This window comes from Marinobacter sp. UBA2498 (assembly GCF_002341575.1).
GTDB classification, from domain to species: domain Bacteria; phylum Pseudomonadota; class Gammaproteobacteria; order Pseudomonadales; family Oleiphilaceae; genus Marinobacter; species Marinobacter manganoxydans.
In genome coordinates, this window is the sequence record NZ_DDOI01000137.1 from 27,122 (window position 1) to 31,180 (window position 4,059).

The 4,059-nt window shown below is 60.7% G+C and carries 6 protein-coding genes; all 6 read left to right on the forward strand.

Annotation, left to right across the window (positions count from 1 at the left end):
• Positions 1-1,065 (forward strand): urease subunit alpha (locus B2W52_RS19020; protein WP_286803910.1); only part of this gene is annotated, 1,065 nt, incomplete at its 5' end.
• A gap of 137 nt (positions 1,066-1,202) precedes the next feature.
• Positions 1,203-1,775 carry an urease accessory protein UreE gene (gene ureE / locus B2W52_RS19025; RefSeq protein WP_273070614.1) on the forward strand — a complete coding sequence of 191 codons (573 nt, stop codon included), beginning with the start codon at positions 1,203-1,205 and terminating at the stop codon, positions 1,773-1,775.
• Positions 1,741-2,460: an urease accessory protein UreF gene (locus B2W52_RS19030; RefSeq protein ID WP_273070613.1), complete on the forward strand. Its 720-nt coding sequence runs from the start codon at positions 1,741-1,743 to the stop codon at positions 2,458-2,460. The genes ureE and B2W52_RS19030 overlap by 35 nt, the downstream gene beginning before the upstream one ends.
• 22 nt (positions 2,461-2,482) lie before the next feature.
• Complete coding sequence (gene ureG / locus B2W52_RS19035; protein WP_117618110.1) at positions 2,483-3,121, forward strand: urease accessory protein UreG; 639 nt, start codon at positions 2,483-2,485, stop codon at positions 3,119-3,121.
• A 44-nt stretch (positions 3,122-3,165) separates the two neighbouring features.
• Positions 3,166-3,351: a hypothetical protein gene (locus B2W52_RS19040; RefSeq protein ID WP_273070612.1), complete on the forward strand. Its 186-nt coding sequence runs from the start codon at positions 3,166-3,168 to the stop codon at positions 3,349-3,351.
• Positions 3,352-3,524: 173 nt separating this feature from the next.
• Positions 3,525-4,059 (forward strand): nuclease-related domain-containing protein (locus B2W52_RS19045; protein ID WP_286803911.1); only part of this gene is annotated, 535 nt, incomplete at its 3' end.

Sequence of the window (4,059 nt, forward strand, 5' to 3'; positions counted from 1 at the left end):
GGCCTCAAACTGCATGAAGACTGGGGCACCACCCCGGCCAGCATCGACAACTGCCTCACGGTGGCGGACAAATACGACGTGCAGGTGGCGATCCACACCGACACCCTGAACGAATCCGGCTTTGTGGAAGACACCCTGGCCGCGTTCAAGGGGCGCTGCATCCACACCTACCACACCGAGGGCGCCGGCGGTGGCCACGCACCGGACATCATCACCGCCTGCTCCAAGGATTACGTGCTGCCGTCGTCCACCAACCCGACACGGCCCTACACCGTGAACACCATCGACGAACACCTGGACATGCTGATGGTGTGCCACCACCTGGACCCGAACATCCCGGAAGACGTGGCCTTCGCCGACTCCCGCATCCGCCGCGAGACCATCGCCGCCGAGGACATCCTGCAGGATATGGGCGTGATCTCCATGATTGCTTCCGATTCCCAGGCCATGGGCCGGGTGGGCGAAGTGGTGTGCCGCACCTGGCAGACCGCCCACAAGATGAGACAGCAGCGCGGCCTGCTGCCGGAAGACGAAGACCGTGGCGCCGACAACCTGCGCGCCAGGCGCTACATCGCCAAGTACACCATTAACCCGGCCATCACCCATGGCATCGCCCATGAAGTGGGTTCCGTGGAAGTGGGCAAGCTGGCGGACCTGGTGCTCTGGAGCCCGGCGTTCTTCGGCGTGAAGCCGGCCACCATTCTCAAAGGCGGCATGATTGCCGCTGCGCCCATGGGCGACCCGAACGCCTCGATTCCCACGCCCCAGCCGGTGCATTACCGCCCCATGTTCGGCGCCTTCGGCAAGGCCGCCAGTGCCACCCGCCTGAGCTTTGTGAGCCAGGCCGCGATTGATGCCGGTGTTGGCAAAGAGCTCGGCCTGGACAGCCCGCTGTCCGCCTGCAAAGGCGTGCGTGAGGTGCGCAAGGGCGACATGAAACTGAACGACGCGTGCCCGCACATCACCGTGGACCCGCAAACCTACGAAGTGCATGCCGATGGCGAACTGCTCACCTGTGAGCCCGCCACCGAACTGCCTCTGGCCCAGCGCTACCATCTCTTTTAATCAATACAGCTCAAGGCTGTTCTGAGCCGGAGATAAGAGGACATTTTTATGTTGGAACTGATTGAACGCATCGGTGACGTGAAATCCACCGGCATCGATACCAGCGAGATTCTGGACAACCTGATCNNGAACTGATTATGTTGGAACTGACAAAACGCCTGAGCGAACAGGAGGCTGCCGAAATCGACAGCTCCGAAATCCTCGATAACCTGATTTTGCCGTACGAGCTGCGCATCCGTGGCCGCCTGCGCGCCACCACCCAGACCAGGGTGGACGTGGGCCTGTTTCTTGATCGCGGCCCCGTGCTGCGGGACGGCGACCTGCTACTGGCAAAAACCGGAGAGATCATTCGCATCCGGGCGGCCGAGGAACAGGTGGTCACCGCCCGAATCGAAAACGGCCAGCCCCTGGCGCGCCTGTGTTACCACCTGGGCAACCGCCACGTGACCCTGGCCATCGGCATGGACGACAAGGGCGCCTACGTGCGCATCACCCCGGACCACGTGCTGGAAGAACTGGCGGAACGCCTGGGCGCCACACTGATCCACCACACCGCGCCATTCGATCCGGAGCCCGGAGCCTACACCCAGGCCGGGTATTCCCATGGGCACGGTCACAGCCACGGCCATTCCCACGGGGACAGCCATTCACACGATCGCGACCACGGGCACAGCCATGGCCACAGTCACAGTCACAAACACACCCACTGAGGCCGCCACCCCGCAGGTGGACGACCTGGCATTGCTGGGCCTGATGCAACTGGTCAGCCCCGCACTGCCCATCGGCGCCTTCGCCTGGTCCCAGGGCCTGGAAAGCGCCTTCGAACTGGGCTGGGTGAACAACGAAGCCGAACTGGCCCAGTGGATTGAAGGCGTGCTGGAAGACGGCCTCAGCCGCTGCGAGCTGCCCCTGCTGGTGCGTTTGCAGACCGCCTGGGCCGAAGGTGATGCCATTGCGCTGGCAAAGTGGAACGACTGGCTGCACGCCACCCGGGAAACCGCCGAACTGAGCGACGAAGACACCCGCCTGGGCGGCGCCCTGGTCACCCTGCTGCGCAACCTGGACCTGCTGCCGGAGCCACACCTGATTCCGGAAGAGCCCGGCTACATCACGATGTTCGCCTGGGCCGCCCACAAACGGTTTGTGCCCGTGCGCCAGACGCTGCTCGGCTTCGCCTGGGCCTGGCTGGAAAACCAGCTCGCCGTCGCCTGCAAGGCCTTACCCCTGGGGCACACCGCCGCCCAGCGCATTATCGAGAGGCTGCGGCCTCAACTGGCGGTGGCGGTAGACACGGCCCTGGAACGAAACGACCACGAACTCGGGCCCATCCTGCCAGGACTGGCGCTCGGAAGTGCCCTGCACGAAACACAGTATTCACGGCTTTTCAGAAGCTGAATAACAATTGAGGAGATCTGCCATGACACATTGTCTGAGAGTTGGAGTGGGTGGCCCGGTTGGTTCCGGCAAAACCGCCCTGTTGCGCCAGTTGTGCAAAGCCCTGCGGGATCACTACGACATCGCCGTGGTGACCAACGACATCTACACCCGGGAAGACGCCGACTTCCTCCTGCGCCACGAAGCCCTCGCCGCAGACCGCATCCTCGGCGTGGAAACCGGCGGCTGCCCGCACACCGCCATTCGTGAGGACGCCTCCATGAACCTGGCGGCCATCGACGACCTCCAGCGCCGCCATCCGGACCTGGAGCTGGTACTGGTGGAATCCGGCGGCGACAACCTCTCCGCCACCTTCAGCCCGGAACTGAGCGACCTCACCCTGTATGTGATCGACGTCTCTGCCGGTGACAAGATCCCCCGCAAAGGCGGCCCCGGCATCACCAAATCCGACCTGCTGATCATCAACAAGATCGACATCGCCGAACAGGTGCACGCCTCCCTCGATGTAATGGAACGGGACAGCAAGAAAATGCGCGGCGAACGCCCCTTCGTGTTCACCAACCTGTACGACGGGGTAGGGCTGGAGACGATCATCAGCTTCATTCTGGAGCGGGGCATGCTGCCGGAGCGCCGGCCTGAGAAGCTTGCTGAGACTGCGTAAAGACATCGGGTTTTGAGATTTAAACGAACTACGGAGAGATAGCCATGAAACTGACTAATCGACTGACGCTGACTGCCGGCCTGCTTCTGATCTCTGGCGCTGCCTTTGGCCATGCCGGCCATGAAGCCCTGGGTGATGGTGTGCATATTGAATACTTCCTGGCGGCTGGTGCTGCTGTGGCTGTTGGCCTCTATGCACTGAAGCGGCATAAGCGGGATGGACGGGATTAAGGAAGTACCTCAACTGATTCGCTCGCTGTTGATTCTAAAAGCCGCTCTTAACCTGAGCGGCTTTTTCGTATCCGAGTTACCAAATTTTACGTCCGACGGGTAGGAAGTTTCCTTACGATTAGGCTAGTGTGTAGTTATAAGAAACGGACTGACGCCGCTGTTAAGGATAACGGATGGACCACACCCAGATATTGCACACCCTCCAAAACGCCATTCCAACGGCCATCTGGTATCTGATTCCGTTCTTCCTCGTTGCGGCGGTCATCAAATCGCCCTGGTTCAAAGGCAAAGCCGGGGAAGCGGCGGTTAACCTTTCTGCCAGACTGTTTCTCGATAAAACCCGCTACCACCTGATCAAAAACGTCACCCTGCCCGCCGAAGACGGCACTACCCAGATCGACCACATCATCGTTTCTCAGTACGGGGTCTTTGTGGTGGAAACCAAGAACATGAAAGGCTGGATCTTCGGTAACGCCAAACAGCGGTATTGGACGCAGAAGATCTTCAAGTACTCGCAGAAATTTCAGAACCCGCTGCACCAGAACTACAAACACGTTAAGACACTGCAAAACCTGTTGGACCTGAGTGATGAGCAGGTGTTTTCGGTAGTGGTCTTTGTGGGGGATTCGACGTTCAAAACGCCCATGCCGGAGAACGTGACCCACGGTGGTGGATATGTCCGCTTTATCAAAGCCCAAACCGAGCAGC

Coding starts and splice junctions, on each gene's coding strand:
- ureE (WP_273070614.1), top strand. CDS start 1,203: ATGTTGGAACTGACAAAACGCCTGAGCGAACAGGAGGCTGCCGAAATC.
- B2W52_RS19030 (WP_273070613.1), top strand. CDS start 1,741: ATGGCCACAGTCACAGTCACAAACACACCCACTGAGGCCGCCACCCCG.
- B2W52_RS19040 (WP_273070612.1), top strand. CDS start 3,166: ATGAAACTGACTAATCGACTGACGCTGACTGCCGGCCTGCTTCTGATC.
- ureG (WP_117618110.1), top strand. CDS start 2,483: ATGACACATTGTCTGAGAGTTGGAGTGGGTGGCCCGGTTGGTTCCGGC.